General features: G+C 50.3%; 1 protein-coding gene. It reads left to right on the forward strand.

Going from position 1 to position 1,633, the window contains the following annotated elements; all coding sequences use genetic code 11:
- The coding region (locus tag A3729_RS09480) for an amino acid adenylation domain-containing protein (RefSeq protein ID WP_156497847.1) at positions 1-1,633 on the forward strand (1,633 nt) is incomplete at both ends.

Consider the following 1,633-nt stretch of genomic DNA (forward strand, 5'->3'; position numbering starts at 1 on the left):
CGCACCATTTCTGGCATGAAGAACAAGCCAACGCCCCTCGCACTGTCGGTCACTACCTTCATCATCAAGCTCAACAATTTGCCGAAAAAGATGCCGTCATATTTGAGCAGGAAGTCTTAAGCTATCGTCAGCTTGATGAACTTAGCTCACAGTGGGCTCAGCTCCTATTAGAGGAGCACGTATCGGTTGGGGACCGCGTTGGCTTGTGCCTGGACCGCTCTCAGCATATGCTCGCGGCCCTAATTGGCATATTGAAAGTCGGCGCCAGCTATGTCCCGCTTGACCCTGACTTCCCCGATGATCGTTTGGCGTACATGATTGAAGACTCGGGCTTACAACACCTAGTCACTCAAGAAACGCATATCAAGCGCCTGCCTTCTGTTGCACACATACTCAATACCGATCTGATTTCTGAACGTCTATCACAGCAGAACACAGCTTGCCCAGATGTAACAATCCCTGAGGATACAGCTGCGTATATCATCTATACCTCCGGTTCTACCGGAAAGCCTAAAGGCGTTGTGGTACCCCATGCTTCCGTCATGAACTTCTTACACAGCATGGCCGAAAAGCCAGGGCTCCAGGCTGATGATACCCTGATGGCAGTAACAACTTTGTCTTTTGATATTGCCGTACTTGAACTCTACTTGCCACTCTGGGTCGGCGCCAAAATCATTATTGCCAAGAAACAGGATAGTAGTGATGGTCGACGTTTATTAAGCTTGCTGATAAAGCATCAGGCAAACTTCATGCAAGCAACACCCGCCACCTGGCGATTGCTGATCAGTAGTGGCTGGCAGGGTGAGCCTAGATTAAAAGCACTGTGCGGTGGCGAAGCATTGCCATTGGATTTAGCTGAAGAGCTACTTCAACGCTGTAGTGAGCTTTGGAACATGTATGGCCCAACTGAAACCACCGTTTGGTCTAGCTGTGCCCAGATTACACAAACCCAAACACCGCCTGGATTGGGCTTACCTATCGCCAACACTCAGTTATATGTGCTGGATGAGCAGCTGCGCCCTGTCCCTAACGGCATCGCTGGCGAACTATACATCGGTGGTGACGGTTTGACCTTAGGCTATAACAATCGTGACGAATTAACCCGGAAGGTCTTTATTCCAAACCCCTTTGGAGACGGCCAACTCTATCGCACCGGTGATAAAGTACGCTACACCCACGACGGCACCCTTACGTATATGGGACGACTGGATCAGCAAGTCAAAGTACGCGGCTACCGAATAGAACTGGGTGAAATTGAGACGCTTATGCGCCAACACGACGCCATTGACGACTGCGCCTTAAGCGTACGAGAAGTCCGTGCCGGCGATACGCGGCTCATCGCTTATGTTGTATGGAAGAATAGCCCGATTAGTCTCAGTGAACTTCGTGAGCACCTGCGACAGCAATTGCCCCCTTACATGGTGCCGCAGCACCTTGAAGCACTCGGGGAGTTACCACGCACCCTTAACAACAAGCTTGATCGAAAAGTCCTGCAAAGCTGGNNCCTAACTCAAATGTCTGCCGGTGAATCGCGTCAAGGCCCCGAGACAAGCACAGAAAAGTGGTTAGCTCTCTGCTGGGGAGAAGTATGCGGGAACCATGATATTAACAAATACGATAATTTCTTTGATAT

This window comes from Oleiphilus sp. HI0043 (genome assembly GCF_001634935.1).